Annotated in this window: 16 protein-coding genes; 2 read left to right on the forward strand and 14 right to left on the reverse strand. The window is 48.1% G+C overall.

Annotated elements, in window-relative coordinates; all coding sequences use genetic code 11:
* A partial coding sequence (locus BOO20_RS13015; protein ID WP_233120847.1) for a hypothetical protein occupies window positions 1-190 on the forward strand: 190 nt, incomplete at its 5' end.
* 103 nt (window positions 191-293) lie between these two features.
* Here the strand turns inward: BOO20_RS13015 and BOO20_RS01360 are convergent.
* The 11 genes from BOO20_RS01360 to BOO20_RS01410 form a co-directional block, all read right to left on the reverse strand.
* The gene (locus BOO20_RS01360; RefSeq protein ID WP_076789833.1) at window positions 294-1,445 is read right to left on the reverse strand and encodes a nitroreductase family protein; all 1,152 of its coding nucleotides are present in this window, start codon (window positions 1,443-1,445) and stop codon (window positions 294-296) included.
* A gap of 114 nt (window positions 1,446-1,559) precedes the next feature.
* Entirely contained in the window at window positions 1,560-2,780 is a 1,221-nt protein-coding gene (locus tag BOO20_RS01365) for an RDD family protein (protein ID WP_076789654.1), read from the reverse strand.
* Window positions 2,781-2,962: 182 nt separating this feature from the next.
* The gene (locus BOO20_RS01370) at window positions 2,963-3,463 is read right to left on the reverse strand and encodes a hypothetical protein (protein ID WP_076789657.1); all 501 of its coding nucleotides are present in this window, start codon (window positions 3,461-3,463) and stop codon (window positions 2,963-2,965) included.
* 344 nt (window positions 3,464-3,807) lie between these two features.
* A complete protein-coding gene (locus BOO20_RS01375) occupies window positions 3,808-3,993 on the reverse strand; it encodes a DUF1737 domain-containing protein (protein WP_076789660.1) in 186 nt (61 codons plus the stop codon).
* A 30-nt stretch (window positions 3,994-4,023) separates the two neighbouring features.
* Window positions 4,024-4,617 carry a DUF4339 domain-containing protein gene (locus BOO20_RS01380; RefSeq protein WP_076789663.1) on the reverse strand — a complete coding sequence of 198 codons (594 nt, stop codon included), beginning with the start codon at window positions 4,615-4,617 and terminating at the stop codon, window positions 4,024-4,026.
* 78 nt (window positions 4,618-4,695) lie between these two features.
* Window positions 4,696-5,328: a class I SAM-dependent methyltransferase gene (locus BOO20_RS01385; protein WP_076789665.1), complete on the reverse strand. Its 633-nt coding sequence runs from the start codon at window positions 5,326-5,328 to the stop codon at window positions 4,696-4,698.
* A 125-nt stretch (window positions 5,329-5,453) separates the two neighbouring features.
* The gene (locus tag BOO20_RS01390) at window positions 5,454-6,188 is read right to left on the reverse strand and encodes a hypothetical protein (RefSeq protein ID WP_198935397.1); all 735 of its coding nucleotides are present in this window, start codon (window positions 6,186-6,188) and stop codon (window positions 5,454-5,456) included.
* Between the two features lie 91 nt (window positions 6,189-6,279).
* A complete protein-coding gene (locus tag BOO20_RS01395; protein WP_076789671.1) occupies window positions 6,280-6,945 on the reverse strand; it encodes a PIG-L deacetylase family protein in 666 nt (221 codons plus the stop codon).
* Window positions 6,942-7,832: a methionyl-tRNA formyltransferase gene (locus BOO20_RS01400; protein WP_076789675.1), complete on the reverse strand. Its 891-nt coding sequence runs from the start codon at window positions 7,830-7,832 to the stop codon at window positions 6,942-6,944. The genes BOO20_RS01395 and BOO20_RS01400 overlap by 4 nt, the downstream gene beginning before the upstream one ends.
* Window positions 7,829-9,040: a UDP-N-acetylglucosamine 2-epimerase gene (neuC, locus tag BOO20_RS01405; RefSeq protein WP_076789678.1), complete on the reverse strand. Its 1,212-nt coding sequence runs from the start codon at window positions 9,038-9,040 to the stop codon at window positions 7,829-7,831. The genes BOO20_RS01400 and neuC overlap by 4 nt, the downstream gene beginning before the upstream one ends.
* Before the next feature lie 225 nt (window positions 9,041-9,265).
* A complete protein-coding gene (locus BOO20_RS01410; protein WP_076789680.1) occupies window positions 9,266-10,252 on the reverse strand; it encodes an integron integrase in 987 nt (328 codons plus the stop codon).
* 261 nt (window positions 10,253-10,513) lie between these two features.
* Between BOO20_RS01410 and serB the strand changes: the two genes are divergently transcribed.
* Window positions 10,514-11,779 (forward strand): phosphoserine phosphatase SerB, encoded by a 1,266-nt coding sequence (gene serB / locus BOO20_RS01415; protein WP_076789683.1) that lies wholly within the window; start codon window positions 10,514-10,516, stop codon window positions 11,777-11,779.
* On the opposite strand, the gene BOO20_RS01420 is transcribed toward serB, so the two are convergent.
* The 3 genes from BOO20_RS01420 to alaS form a co-directional block, all read right to left on the reverse strand.
* Window positions 11,724-12,002, reverse strand: coding sequence for a ferredoxin family protein (locus BOO20_RS01420; RefSeq protein WP_076789686.1), 279 nt, complete (start codon window positions 12,000-12,002; stop codon window positions 11,724-11,726). The genes serB and BOO20_RS01420 overlap by 56 nt on opposite strands.
* Before the next feature lie 145 nt (window positions 12,003-12,147).
* Entirely contained in the window at window positions 12,148-12,537 is a 390-nt protein-coding gene (locus BOO20_RS12895; RefSeq protein WP_368665413.1) for a ferredoxin family protein, read from the reverse strand.
* Between the two features lie 109 nt (window positions 12,538-12,646).
* Window positions 12,647-15,310, reverse strand: coding sequence for an alanine--tRNA ligase (gene alaS / locus BOO20_RS01430; protein WP_076789694.1), 2,664 nt, complete (start codon window positions 15,308-15,310; stop codon window positions 12,647-12,649).
* Between the last annotated feature and the right edge of the window lie 70 nt (window positions 15,311-15,380).

The following is a 15,380-nucleotide window of genomic DNA, read 5'->3' on the forward strand; positions in this document are numbered from 1 at the left end:
TGATGAAAGGAGGAGGGGCGAGATGTTATTATCGTTATTCAACGACGTCCCGGAAGTTATGATGAATCAGGATATGCGCATAACACAGGCGTCACCCGGAGCCGGCTTTTTTGGCGATCGGGTGCACGCGATAGTTGGGCGGTCTTTCTTCTTGCACTCTTCTCTGTGGCTCCTCATGAGAATTAGATAAGTCAATGGGCCTCATGTCTCAGGAAGACGTCCGCTGCATTGCCTCGTTGGGCAATGCCTCTAATTCTTCTTCTTGTCCTCTGTCAAGGGCCCCCTTTCCCCTCTCACGTGATCACGAGCTGCGATAGCGGCATGCGGAGACTCACGGGATCCGGATACGAGCCCAGGTAGCCTATCCGCAGTATCCACTGGACCTCACCGGCTAAGCCCAGTTCCGCGGCTATGGCGTCTCTTGCGGGACTTTCCTCAAGCATCTGGGTCATGGGGTGAATGGCTATTTTCCTTTCCCTGATCCTGAGAAGCATCCCTTCGAACACTCTTCCATATTCAATCAAAGTCTGAATTCGTGAATTCTCACTGGTAATAACCAACCATCCGCCGCACTGTCTTACTTGTTTTGATACCATATCGACCGTGGTTTCTCGAAAACTCTTGGAAAGAACGGACTTGCGGTTATAGAAGTATTCTACATAGAGCCGTGCAATACCGCCGATCTCCATGGTGTCGGGAGTCAGTCCATTTCGATGCTTCTCAGCCTCCTTGTTCGACCATCTGATCCAATTGGCAAGTTCCTCCTGTGCAGGGTCTCGAAATGCCTGCTTTCTGTTGGCTTCGATCGTTCCTTCCTGGAGACGCCTTCCCTGCGGAGAAAGGTTCGGAAAATAGAAGCCATGGGGCATTATCACCTTGACTAAATGGGGTCGCTTGTCATGAATGGTTATGTATTTCAAATCGTCGGCAGTGATCTCACGATCCAGGAAGTTGTTCCTGACTGTCCGTCTCGTCTTGATTCTTTCGAGAGGAAAATCCCGGACCTGGCCCTTTCTTAGTCGAATGTCGACAAGCTCCTTATCTGACGGGCTTTTCGCAATCACACTTAGGTCTATGGTATACCCATGGGCTTCGGCTGCAATTACAAGGTTCTCCAGAAAGGCGCCTATGGAAAGCAGCACTTCGCGGTTCTGCGGGTCGACAGCCGGCAGCCAGCGCTCTCTGGCAGATCCGACGATCCAGTGCTGGGGTTCGACAATCCTCACCGTCCAGGGCTGTGTGTTATGACCACTCGGTGCAAGGGACGCCAAATAGAGGATATCCACTTCTTTCTCGGTGAGTCCCCCTATCGGTTGTTGTTTCTGATCTCGAGCAAATAAGCGATACCTGTCCAAGCCGTGACAGGAGTTCAACACTGAAAGACCGCCTATCAGGAAAACTCCCTGCCCCACACACTGCAAGAAACTTCTGCGATCCACTAACATTTCTCCTCCATCGACATTTGATTTATCACCAGCCCAACGTTTGAATTCAGCGGGCGGCAAAAGCGCAGCTTTTGACGGTCCGCTGGAATGATTTGTTAGCCGCATTCGCCTTGCTCAGAAAACCGTTTTCCAGAGACCATCCTGAAGCTGTGTCACCAAATGGTCGGAATATTCATAGGGCATCGTCTGGATTTTTACGATCCTCCAAAAATCGTTACCCACCCGAACAACCTGAACATGCAGGCGATTGCTTGTTGCGTCCACCATTTCGCCTGATCCTTGCCACGCTTGTTTTCCGGATTGTTCAAAATAGCGACCACCATCTGTAAAACGCATATTAGCTGCTGTGCTCTTTCTGAAAGCTTGGACGTAATCATCTAATGCAAAGCCGGGGGCATGTTCAACCGCAAGAATTACAACAGCGCGATCTGCCCGCTCTGAGAACATGTATATCTGCTGGCCATCAGTATTTTGTTGCGTGGAATTCTTCCATCTCGAATCAATCTTTGCGCTAAGACTGGTAACCGGGTTTACCCATGAATAGTTTTCCGATGCGCTGCTCAGTATTGCTTCGCGCTGTGCGGTTTGCTCCATGCTGTTTAACACCGCCATAACCACGAACAAACCTAAAAACGCCACTCCAAAGCTAGACTTTCTCATCCATCCTATTGGTTTGGCGCGTACTCGATAGCCTGTAGATTCGTCGTAACTCGCTTGCTGGCCCTTGCCAAGCCTTCCCGACTGGTGGGCCATGGTGAAAAGATTTATCAATGGAAACCCAAAAGCAAGGCCTTTCACCCAAATAGTCATGTTTCGGCTCAGATACTGGCCAAAACTTAAAGGCGAAGCATCAAGCAATCCCACTTTTAGCCCAAGAAGAGCTTTACCCGGAGTGTTTCCAATGAGTCGATATATGGCAGCATCTAGAATTAGTGAGAATGGAAGACACAATATCCCAAACAATTGACTTGCCCCAGGGCCATTTATCCACTCAACAAAACCTGCGGAATAACGGCCCAATACAGCGCCAAGGACAAAGGTTACAAGCAGGGTTTCCCACCACATGTCGAATATGCGAGCGAAAAACCTCGGCCACCGCGTAGCCATCGGAAAAGTTAAGGGGTCGGTACTTACCTTTGGTGGTAGCGGTGGCGGAACCGCTGCATTTAGCATCTGTAATTCTTCTATCTCATTGAGAGGAAGCCATGACTCCATGCCTTCCTTCCAGAGCATCGTTCTTGGACCAATCTTCCCTCTTTGAATGAGCGATGCCAGTTCATCTTGCTCAAGAGGGCCCGTTTTCTTTTCCTTTTCTGCATACCACCAAGCGGTCATGTGATCTCCCTTTTGCGGCTAACATAGAGTTAACGCGCGCCCAGTCTGCTATCTGCCATCACCGTTTACGCTCTTTAGCCGAAAGTCCCACCCAAAGGCGAGGCGTCGCGTTCAACGACTTGTTAGACGTTTTGTCTCCTGAAACGCCTTGCTTCCTTCAAATTATGCATTCTTATGAGTACTTATAACTCTTCCCGATCAGCAATTTTATAGTCAAAAAATGTTTTCTCCCAGTAGTCAAGAAGTACGAAGGTTCCGGTTGATAGCTTTATTTTATACAGATTAATATAGCCCTTACCAATTATCCATTGGGCTCCGTTTATATCAGTGGTTGCCTTGCCATATTTCTTAGTTACTGCCGCCGTTAGCTCCTTGATTTCCATGGCCGCTTCAGTCTCTAATAGTCCAACGGCCCCACCCAGGGCATATCTTCCCATTACGAGCGAGTCGCCGTCAAAGGTGTATATCACTGTCGCAATACGCCCTATGACGCTACGGTCATTGTACACCAATTGAGGCAGACCCTGATTCCACCCAGCTGTTCCGGTTGATTCATTAGATGGAGTTCCTTCCTGTTGAATAACCGCGTCCTTTCTGTCACCCCAGGAGGAAGTTCTAAAATCGGCAGCAAATATATTAGGTGATACAAACACCATTGCCATAATGAAAAAAGCCATTCTCATGGTCGTTCCTCCCAATTTTCCTGCGACTCAATTATTGTACTTGCCCATGCCTCGTTCAAAAAACATATTAGCCATTTACCTAACAAGATAAATTGAAGTCTATGGTGTTTAGGACGTTGTATTTGAGCGCCCCACCATGGCAATTCGCGGCGTTTTACTTATGCACTTAGCTTCACAGTGCCTGCAACGTCATACAAGAGGAAACCAAAACGTCTAACGACCAAGCTCAGCGACGGCCTCGGGGGCGGCGGTGGAGTGCACGGTGCGCTCACGAACTCCCGCACCGCTCGAACGCACGGCGGAGAGGCCGTTCGCTGCAGCGCACTTGTTAGGCCACCTCGTCGTCACTGCTCGGAATATCTCACCATCGCCTGCCAGACGGCGAAAGTATCAACCTTGCCCTCAATCTCTGTGTCCGAGAGGTAAGGGCTGCCGAATGGCTGATACCCTTCCTTGAGCATCGCATTCACGCACTCATCCAACTCCCTCACGGATGAACCGTGAGCCGTTTTGTATTCTGTAATCTTCATAGTAGCACTCCAAATGTGGACGCAACGCCCTCACTGTCTCTTGAAGGCGAACGACAATCCGCCACCGACCCCCATGATGAGCGCAACGAAAAACACGCTGAAAAACCACTCTCCAAACGAAATCATCCCAATCATGACGTTGAGCAAGCCTACCAACCAAACGCCAACGGCGACGTGAAGCAGGTGACGCCAGCGATTTCCCTTGGCCAGACAGCCGACGATGATAAAGCCTACAGATCCAAGCAAGGTATTGGAGGCAGCTAACCCCAAAACAAAACCGGGAGACGACATATCAGCCCTGCCTGATGCCAAGCCCACGGCAAAGCCGCCGATGGCGGTGAGAACAGCAACGATGATGACGTCTCGAATGACGTAACCAAAGTGAACCGGGGAGTCAGGCGTGGATTGGCCGGATGGTGGCGGCGAAGTCGCAAGGGAAGGGAGGGCGGGGGGAGGCGGAGCACTCTTGAGACCGGGGACTGATGCCAATGGAATCCACTCGCTCGTCCCTTCCATCTGCGCGAAGTCAGTTAGCGACAGTCTGCCGCTCTGAAGATAGCTGCGTGCTTCCTCGACGGAATACGGCCCGAAGATTTCTTCGTTGCGCTTGATGTGTATAAGCATAGCGGTGTGTTGGTGGCCTAACGTTTGACATAACCGGCGCCAGCGGCTTTATCGCTGGCGTCCGTGTTGATGGATGGGTTAGCCCCGCACACGCGAGACCACCTTGCGGCAGAGGCAGTAAACGAACTTTTGTTCGTTGCCACCGGGAGTATGGTGTGACTCCTTTTCATGCCCAAGTAGGAGAAACGGCTCCCCGAATTCCGCATGAAGGTCATTTGCGCCGTAACGCATAACAGGAAGCCCACTGCATTTGGTGGGGCCATCTTCTGCGAAGGTTGCCACAATAACGAGGCCTCCGGGTTTAACTGCATGAAGAACGGCTTGCACATACGCCTGTCGTTCTTCTACCGAGGTTAAAAAGTGAAAAACCGCTCTGTCGTGCCACACATCGTAGGCCTGCGTAGGAAACTCGGTTTCGATGACATTGGCTTCCAACCACTTCACGCTTGAACCACGCTCACCGAGCCTGGCCTTTGCTTTAGCAAGGGCAGTTCCGGAAAGATCAAGAACCGTGATGTTTACATAACCGTTGGACAGGAGATCATCAACGAGCGTTGATGCTCCGCCGCCAACATCAATGATTGAAGCCGTAAGCGGTACGCCAGCATTTCGAATCAACCTGAGGGAGAGTTCTGCATGCTCCTGGAACCAACTGACCTCATCCGTGGCCTTGGTTGAGTAGACCTTTTCCCAGTGTTCTTTCGTTTGCATGAAACTTTCCCCTTCTGGCCTTGCGGGGCTAACGACGCAAATCACCGGCAACCAAAAGCTGCATAGCGAGGCACGAGCGGCGCAGCTTTTGGTTGTCCGAGTGCATTTGCCTTGTTATGCTCATGTTAGAATAGATCATTGATATTTTTCTCAAAATCATCAGAATTGATATTTTGAAGTAATATCTCACGTTTTTTTAAATATTCATCATTTATGAATAATTTTTGGTTTTTATACATTAAGCCTGGTACTTTTACATATTCTCTCTCGCAGTGATACAAAACAGCTCTCAAATAATTGATGTGATGCTTTGAAAGAGGCTTGACTTCATTTTTACCATATACTATAGATTTGCTAGGAACATCCTTTGTTACCATTGCTCCTGCCGCAACAAGTACACAGTCTCCAATCTTAATCTCTCCTGAAACAATAGCGTGCGAATAAAAACGCACTAAATTTCCTATATGAGGCTTATGGTTTGTAGTGTGCTCACCTAATTCCATATATTTCCCATTAGTCCCCAATGTAACATTTTGCCCAATATTAACATCACATCCAATTTCATCAACACTTAAAGTTATACCATAAGCATGCGAAATCATTAATCCATAGTTTAAAAAAAACATGGGGGGCTCGCACATACATGCAATTTTAATTTGATCTTCATACGAGTATGAACCTTGTAGCCTTTTGACTAAAAAATACATTTTCCTCAAAAATGGATTTAATCTGCCAAATTTTCTATTTCTATAAAATTTATTAATTTCTAAATCTGTAAACTGTGTTAGTCCGTTTTGTTCTGTCAACATTGTTTGATCCCTCTTTTGTGTTGTCAAGTAAGATGTTGGAATTTGAAGCATAACGACCAAGCTCACCGGCGGCAATGGAGCGCAGCGGAATTGCCGTCCGGTGCAGCGCCTTGTTAGGGGCTTTTTTGTTGTTGAGCCACTTTCAGAATACCTCTCTTATAAGCATAAATGCCTCTGCATATTGTACCGATACTGTTGCACCACGAAACCTAGCTAATGCGCGTATATTTTCAATGCTCCTTGGTAGCGGTGTATCTTGTAATTCAGATTCATATTTTTTCATTATCTCAATTTTTCTATCAATATAATCGCTTATATCTGAATAAACATGTGCAACGAATGTGTTTTCAGGTAGTGGAGGAGCTATTTCTGTCTCTGAAATACACTCATACATCAAAATACGTTTTATAAATTGATTTCTAAAACTCTTAGTGCAACTCATAATAGCTTTTGCAGCCACTTGATGATCTGTATGAATATCAGAACGATTAACCATATAAATAACTTCTGGTTTAACTTCTTGTATGACAGAGGAAATTTTAGTGATTATTTCACTGAACTCTATTGCATGTAATTTAGTGGTTGGAAATCCCAAGTTGAATATTTTGTTAAATTTATATTCATTTGATATTTCCGTTATTTGATTTGCTCTATTTGAAAGAAATTCTTTTGAATAACCAAGATTCTCTGAAGCCTGCGTTAGTATTAACCAGAATATATCATCATTAGAATTCTTATGTTTTAGAATTGTACCTCCACACCCCAGCGTTTCATCGTCTGGATGTACTGAAATAACCAATACATTCATATTATATATTCTCCTTCAGCGAATGGTATAGTTGGCTCAAAATTAGTAATTTCAACTGCGCCGTCAAAGCACTTAATAACTAGTATTCCTTCATTTGAAACATGAATAATTTTTCCTGGTTCAATATTAGGCGGTGTTTTTTTGTCGTATTGTGTTGCTTCCCACACAGTTATTACTGAATCTTTATAACTAAATTGGGCACCTGGATATGGTTTTGTTAAAGCCCGTATTAAATTTAATATAGCCACTACACTCATACGCCAATCAATCATTCCATCTTTAACAGACCGCTTACGCCAATAATTTGCTTCTTCTGAATTCTGAACAATTGTTTCATAATTACCAGCCATAAGACTGGGCAAAAAATCGGCAATTTGTGTCTTTGCTAATTCTTTCAGTTTAGAGTAGAGAGTTTGTGCTGTATCTTTATTCGTAATCTTAAATTTTTTTTGCGAAAGTATTGGTCCAGAGTCCGCTCCCTCATCCATAAAGAAAAAAGTCAGCCCGCTCTCTTTCAACCCCAAGACTAATGCCCATATAAGAGGGTGCCTACCTCTATTCTTAGGCAAAAGAGCAGGATGAACTCCAACGACACCCATCGGCGCTAAAGACAGTAACTCTGACTTAATAAGTTGAGACCACCCCCAACAAAAAATAATATCTGGTTTTTTATCTCTAATCCAATTAATAGTTACCTGATCATTTACATTTTTGCAGTAATGTATAGGAATTATGTTATTACGTGATACTGGGGTCAAATCTCGATAGTCACTGTTATTTTTCTGATTCTTTGAGGTGACAATACCTACCACCTCTCCTCGATTATTTAATACTTCAAGAAGACAATGGTAACTAAACTCAACTGTGCCTATAAATACGATTCTCATTTTACCCTCTGTACACTGAGTTGAGATAAGTCTTGCTTCAGATCATAAAACCCCTTTTTTAAGAAATGTGTTTTGTTTGTAAAATCAATGGATTTTAAGATGGTAATGATGCGAGCAGCAGTATTGCCATCACCATAAGGAGACTCCAAGCTATCAATTGATGCTCTAAATTCGTCAGACAGTGCGTGATTTATTGCTTCCGTTATTTCATCCTGTGTGCAAGCACAATTAATAACATTTTTTGGTTTAAATCGACCAGCCTGTCTATCTCCAATATTTACAACCGGCAACTTAAATGATGCACTTTCAACAATTCCACTTGATGAATTGCCTATCATTAACTTTGCATGCTTCATTGCACTTAAATAGGCTTTTTGTCCTAAATTATCTATCAGCCTAAATTTTTCTGGAAATTGCTGAGCATAGGATTTAATTGTTTGATAAATTACATTTCCTGATGTGTCTGAATTTGGCATTGTCATCAATACAAATAAATCAGTTTCCGTGAGCGCATTTAAAATTTCTTTTACTTGCTGCGCAGCATTATCATAGGAATCTAAAGTTACTGGATGGTAGGTCATTAAGGCAATCTTTTTACTAAAATCTACTTGAGAATATTCCGATAATTCTTGCAATGTCATTAAAGGAATATTTTTTATATTATCGAGTCCAATAGCACCCACAACAAAAACTCTTTCAGGATTTTCACCCATTTGAATGATTCTTTTTGCATACAACTCAATTGAAGCGAAATGGAAAGCAGACATTTTTGATACAGAATGGCGTATTGGATCATCAATTAATCCAAACGTCGCTTCTCCTCCATGTATATGAGCAATGGGTATTTTATGAATTACAGCCGCTATGCAGATTGACCAAAGTTCATACCTGTCTCCTAATACAATCAATATATCTGGCTGCTGACTATTAAAAAGTCTGGAAAACCCGATTAAACCTATAGCAATCGAGTTACATATTGCATCTTCTGTATCACTTTTCATAGTCATTTCGACTTTGGCTGCTACATGTACGTCTTTGTCTTCTTCGATTAGTTTTATTGTTTTTCCATGCAAGGGAGATAAATGCGTACCTGTTGCTATCAATTGCAAATCGAACTTATTATCTCCAATGATTTGTTTAATTAATGGGTAAAGAAGACCATAATCCGCTCTTCCTGTGCTTGCTATCATAACTTTAATTTTTTGCATTTTTCCGCCTTTTTCTAAAATTTGAGTCTTACAGTTGTTGCCTACGTTGCGCCCCTAACAATAATTAGATTGATCCGCCTATACCGCGAATTTTTGAGTTACAACCCATATAAGACGTCATTTTCAAACTACGAAAAACATTGTCAACCGATTTTTTATAAAGCACTTAAATCTATTATTGCTTTTTATTTCAGCGTCTTATATGGATCGGCATAACAACGTTGTTTACAAGCCGTCAACAGGGCTTTTTACACCATGGCCACCTTTATTCAAAACATGGGTATAAATCATCGTAGTGCTTACATCTTTATGACCCATTAACTCCTGAATAGTGCGAATATCATACCCACCCTCCAGCAAATGAGTAGCAAAAGAGTGACGGAATGTATGGCAAGTGGCCCGTTTTATCAATTGTGCATGAAAAGCAGCCTCTTTAACCGCTTTTTGAATCAGTGACTCATCGATATGGTGCCGACCTTCTTCGCGTGTCGTTGTGTTCACCCACCGGTGCTCCTGAGGAAAAACCCATTGCCATCGCCATTCGGCAGGCGCATTGGGATACTTGCGATCTAAAGCACCGGGCAAGAGTACTCGTCCCCAACCATCAGCAAGATCTTTATCGTGCATGCTCTTGACCTGTTTCAGATGTTCGCCGAGAGGCTTTTTCAGTGATTCAGGCAGCATGGTTATCCGGTCTTTTGCTCCCTTGCCATCACGAACCAAAATTTCATTACAGGAGAAATCAATATCCTGGACGCGCAACCGAAGACACTCCATCAGCCTCAATCCCGCGCCATACATGAGTGAAGCCATTAACCATTTGTCACCTGAAAGTTGGCCAAGAAGTGCTTTCACCTCTTCACGGGTTAAAACAACAGGCAAGTGAATCGGCTTTCGTGCGCGGATGACGTGTCCAAGGTCACCGACCTCTTTGCCAATCACGTTCCGGTAAAGAAATAACAGTGCGCTCAATGCCTGATTCTGCGTTGATGCGCTAACCTTTTCCGCTACGGCAAGATGGGTTAAAAATGCATTGATCTCCAGCTCACCCATCTCTTTTGGATGCCTCATGTTGTGAAAATGAACATAACGCTTGACCCAGGCACAGTAGGTATCTTCTGTTCTCTTGCTGTAGTGACGTACACGCATAGCCTCCCGAAACAATTCCAGTAATTTCGGGCTATTTTGCACTGTCCGAAAATCAGCTCTCATCTCTCTTTACCCGTTGCGTGCCTGATCACAACAACAGTTTACTGAAATAATATTGTATCCGCAAAAAAGTACCAGCGTAAATACCCCTTTTACCCAACGGTATCCGGTAGTAGTAATCACTTCCCCCTGCTTTTGAAGGTTCGGAAAACAACACTATCTTGACTGATGTTTTTTACTGAATGTCGGGCAGGAGTATCAACGTATTGCGATATAATGTTTTGTTGATACCGCGACCGGTGCGAATAACTTTACCAGGCTACAATGAGCGAGCTTCTCTTGATCAATATTACAGGCCAGGACAAGCCGGGTCTGACCTCCAAAATCACTGCGATCCTCTCCGGCTACAGGGTGCCGGTGCTCGATATCGGCCAGGCGGTTATCCATAACCATCTCTCGCTCGGCATGCTCGTTGAGGTGCCAAAGGAGTCCGCATCCTCTCCGGTGCTGAAGGATCTGCTCTTCTGTGCCCATCTGCTCGGCATACAGATCACCTTTACGCCGGTTACCGATACCGAGTACAACGACTGGGTGCATGAACAGGGCAAGCCGCGCCACCTGCTCTCGCTGCTTGCCAGACGAATTACCGCCGAACATCTGGAGCGGGTATCATCCATCATCACCTCCCACGGCCTCAACATCGACACCATCAACCGGCTTTCGGGGCGAATTCCGCTTGAAGAGAACCGGCACACCAAGGCGTGCGTGGAGTTCTCCATGCGCGGAACCGTGCAGCATGAACACCGCTTCCGCGAAGAGATGCTTGCCATTACCGACAGCCTCGGCATCGACATCGCCTTCCAGGAGGACAATATTTTCCGCCGCAACCGCCGTCTGGTAGTGTTTGATATGGACTCTACCCTCATCACCTCTGAAGTGATTGACGAGCTGGCCATCGAGGCCGGAGTAGGTGCTGAAGTTGCAGCCATAACCGAGCAGGCAATGCGCGGGGAGATCGACTTTACCGGCAGTCTTCAGAGGAGAGTGTCGCTCCTGAACGGACTTGACGAGCATGTGCTTGAGACCATAGCCAAACGGCTCCAGCTCACCGAAGGGGCGGAGACGCTCTTTCACAACCTCCATAACCTGGGGTTCAAAACCGCCATTCTCTCCGGCGGCTTCTCCTATTTCGGCCACTACCTCCAGAAAAAGCTCAACATCGATTACGTTTATGCCAACACCCTTGAGATCATTGAGGGCAAACTGACGGGAAAGGTGCTCGGGCAGGTGGTTGACGGAAAGCGGAAGGCGGAGTTGCTTGAACTGATTGCGCAAAAAGAGAACATACGGCTTGAGCAGACGATTGCGGTCGGTGACGGCGCCAATGACCTGCCGATGCTTGGCAAGGCGGGGCTCGGTATCGCCTTCAGGGCGAAACCGATTGTACGGGAGAGCGCAAAGCAGGCGATATCAACCCTCGGGCTTGACGCCATTCTCTATCTGATGGGGTTCAGGGATCGTGACGACCTCTCAATCAAACTGCCACGTACTCCACAAACCGCTCAAAATCCTCAGCGTTCGGGAGCGTAATGGCTCCCGAGGTGCATTTGGGCGCACACCGTTCACAGAGCACAACGCAGTTGTAGGGGCTGGAGACGGTCATCTTCGGCCGCTTGGGGCCGACCTTCTCACCGGGCGAAAAGACGCCGGGGCGACAGAAGCTCTCGCAGTCACCGCAACCATTGCAAGCCTCAGTATCAATCACCGGAAACCACGCAATCTCCTCTCTCGGAACCAGCAGCCTGCGTTTCATGGGTTTATTCACGTTCTATCCTGTCTACCAACATTATTCCGGGCGATCACACAGGATCGCCCCTACACCATTTCGTGTTAATTCGTGTAATTCGTGGACAAAATCTTTTTCTTCAGAAGGGCGATCACACAGGATCGCCCCTACGTCAATCAATATACTCTATGTACTGCTCAAACTCCTCCTTCGGGGGGAGAATAATAGCGCCGGAGGTGCAGATGGGGACGCAGCGGTTGCAGAGGACGAGGCAGTTGTAGGGGTGTGCGACAATCAGTTTCGGGCGGTGGATGCCAGCGGGGTCGGGCTCTCCAAGCTCGAAGACGCCGGGCTTGCAGAGCACCTTGCAGTCGCCGCAGCCGTTGCAAAGCTCCGGCTTGATGACGGGAAACCAGGCAATCTCCTCCCTCGGCAGAAGCAGCCGTTTGCGTTTTTTCGGAGAAGCCTCTTTCTGGGGCGTTGGCCTGTGGGTCGGGGTTACCGGCTCAGAGCGCTCCCAACTACCAACGGGAGCTTCAGCGGTGTCATCCGTTTTCTGCATCGCCCGCGACTTGAGCGCCAAACGCAGGGATCGGACAGGCCGGAAGATACAGCCGTCGCACGAAGGTTTAGTACAGTTACCAGAAAGACAATCAAGAACACGCATAGGTTTATCCCTTCAGCGCGGTTTTGACAGCATCCTTGAAGGCTGCAAGTGCCTTCTCCACTCCGTCAGGATTCTTTCCGCCTGCGGTGGCGAACTCGGGTTTGCCTCCGCCGCCACCCTGCACATGCCGGGCAACGTCGCGAACCAGTTTTCCGGCATCAATGCCAAGCTCCCTGACCGCCTTGTCGGAGGCAAAAACAGCGAGCGACACCTTTCCGTCCTGCACGCTGCAGAGAAGACCGGCAGCACAGGGTACCGCTTCGCGGAGAGCCAGACCGGCACTGCGGAGCGCATCACCATCCGCCCCCTCGACAACCTTTGCGAAGACCCGGCATCCCGAAACCTCGGGAGCTGCCTGAAGGTCAACAGAGAGCGACTGGAGAAGGGAGCCGATGCGGATCTCATGCAGCTCCTTCTCAAGCTCTTTTCTGGCATCCATCAACTCGACAATCCTTGAGGCAACCGGTTCCTCACCCCTCGCTTTGAGGAGAGAGCGCACCTGCTGCAGCTCGGCGTACTCCTGCCAGAGAAGCTTTTCGGCACTCTTGCCGGTCAACGCCTCGATACGGCGCACACCCGAAGCAACCGATGATTCACTGACAATCTTGAAGAGTCCGATACGGCCGATATTGTCCACATGGGTTCCTCCGCAAAGCTCAACCGAGATGCCGGGAACTTCAACCACCCTGACCAGGTCGGCATACTTGTCGCCGAAAAAGGCGAGGGCACCTTTGGCAATTGCATCATCATAGGGGATATCGGCATGCTTCTCGACCGCTTCGGCCCGCCGGATCTCTTCGTTCACTCCGGCCTCAACCTGCGCGATTTCAGCGTCGCTCATTTTGGAGAAGTGGCTGAAATCAAAACGGAGCCTTTCGGAATTGACATATGATCCCTTCTGCTGCACATGCTGGCCGAGAATGCGGCGCAGCGCTCCATGCAACAGATGGGTGGCAGTATGGTTCCTCTCGGTATCCTGGCGAATAGGGTGGTCAACCGAAGCCTCGGCACTGAGCTGCCCCTCATCAATTGTGAGATCGGCTGGTTTAACTGCGCTGTCAAGAATCTTGTCAAAGGCGGCGGTAACAACATGCACAATGGCGTCGCCATCCTTGATGGTGTCGGTTACCTGCAGGCGGTAACCGGCGGTCTCGATCCATCCCCGGTCGCCGACCTGTCCGCCGCTCTCGGCGTAGAAGGGAGTTTTGTCGAGCAGGATGAGCAGCTTCTCTTTGGCATGCTTGCAGGCGATAATGCGCACCGGCAGCTCAAGCTGCTCATAGCCGACAAAAGTGGTGGAGTGCTGATCGCTGAACCAAAGCCACTGTGAACCGTCCTCCTCAATCTGATGCTTCTCCTTGCGGTCGGCCCGTGCACGGGTCTTCTGCTCCTGCATGCAGTGCTCAAACCCTTCGCCGTCAACCTGCAACCCCTCGTCGGAAGCCATCAGGCGGGTAAGATCAAAGGGAAAGCCGTAGGTATCATAGAGCTTGAAGGCATCCACACCCTTGATGAGCGTTCCCTTTGCAGAGCGGACTTTCGAAACCACATCGTTGAAAATCTCGATTCCGCGATCAAGCGTAACAATAAAGCTCTCCTCTTCGGAGCGGATAATTTTGCTCACCGTATCGCGCTGTTTCTGCAGCTCGGGGAAAACGTCACCCATGGAGTCGGCAAGCGTGCCGACAAGCTGGTGGAGAATCGGTTCGTTATAGCCGAGATTCTTGGAGTAGCGAAGCGCACGGCGGAGAATTCTACGGAGCACATAACCGCGCCCTTCGTTGGAGGGCATCGCGCCGTCGGAAAGCGCAAAGGTGAGGGTTCGGGCATGGTCGGCAATGACCCGCATGGCTATATCGTGCGGCTCATCCATTGATGCGCCGTAGCGGACTCCGGTAATTTCGGTTATGCGATCAAAGAGCGGTTTGAAGACGTCGGTATCGTAGTTGGAGGATTTCCCCTGCATCACCGCGGCAACGCGCTCAAAGCCCATGCCGGTGTCAACATGTTTATTCGGCAGCGGCTCAAGGCGGCCGTCACTCTGACGGTTGTACTGGATGAAGACCAGGTTCCAGAGCTCGATTACCCGGTAGTCGCCGACATTGACGAGGCTTCTGCCTGAAGCGTCATCGGTCAGGTCAATATGAATTTCGGAGCAGGGGCCGCAGGGGCCGGTTTCACCCATCTCCCAGAAGTTATCCTTGTCGCCGAAGCGGAGAATGTGTTCAGGCGAGATGGAGGTATGCTCTTTCCAGATCTGGAAGCTCTCGTCGTCATCCTGATAGACGGTTGCATAGAGGCGATCAGCGGGAAGTTTCCACACGCCGGTCATCAGCTCCCACGCCCAGGTTATCGCCTCTTTCTTGTAATAGTCACCGAACGACCAGTTGCCGAGCATCTCGAAAAAGGTGTGGTGGTAGGTGTCGCGACCGACATCCTCAAGGTCGTTGTGCTTGCCGGAAGCCCTGATACACTTCTGGGTATCAGCGGCCCGGTTGTAGGGACGGGTGCCTTTATCGAGAAAGACATCCTTGAACTGGTTCATACCTGCATTGGTAAAGAGCAGGGTAGGATCATCTGCCGGAATAACCGGTGCTGAACGAACGATTGTATGACCTTTTTGAGCAAAAAAATCCAAAAAAGATTGCCTGATTTCCCTGGAATTCATAGAAAATTTAATCTTGTTGCAATACCTGCCGTTATACTGCTGCACGCAGAACGGTTGCCGCTTTCGGCCC

It is taken from the genome of Chlorobium sp. KB01 (assembly GCF_001975465.1).
Taxonomy (GTDB): domain Bacteria; phylum Bacteroidota; class Chlorobiia; order Chlorobiales; family Chlorobiaceae; genus Chlorobium.